The sequence below is a fragment of the Tritonibacter sp. SIMBA_163 genome (assembly GCF_046535935.1).
In the GTDB taxonomy this organism is placed as follows: domain Bacteria; phylum Pseudomonadota; class Alphaproteobacteria; order Rhodobacterales; family Rhodobacteraceae; genus Epibacterium; species Epibacterium scottomollicae.
In genome coordinates, this window is record NZ_JAWJBP010000195.1 from 1 (window position 1) to 347 (window position 347).

General features: G+C 57.6%; 1 protein-coding gene. It reads right to left on the reverse strand.

All coding sequences use genetic code 11. From position 1 onward, the window contains the following. On the reverse strand, nucleotides 1-347 hold a 347-nt coding region (locus R0J92_RS22060; protein ID WP_411053223.1), incomplete at both ends, for a thiamine pyrophosphate-dependent enzyme.

Genomic DNA, 347 nt, shown 5'->3' on the forward strand with positions numbered 1-347 from the left:
AAAAGTGCTGCGATAGCGGTCGGTGCATCTTCGCCGCGTTCGGCCAGCTCCTCGAATTCGACAACCTGATCGATGTCGATACCCATGGAAATATTGGTAACGCGTTCGAGGATGAATTCCAGGACCACCGGCACCTGATGCTCCGCCATCAGCGCTTTTGCCTGTTCAAAACTTTCGGCAAACTGGTTGGGGCTGCGAACCCGGATCGCCTTGCAGCCAAGGCCCTCGGCAACCGCCACGTGATCGACGCCATAGCCCTTTTCCGCATCGCCACCGGCATTGATGTTGTCGAAGGCGAGACTGACCTCGAAATCCATGTTGAAGCCGCGCTGCGCCTGACGGATGAG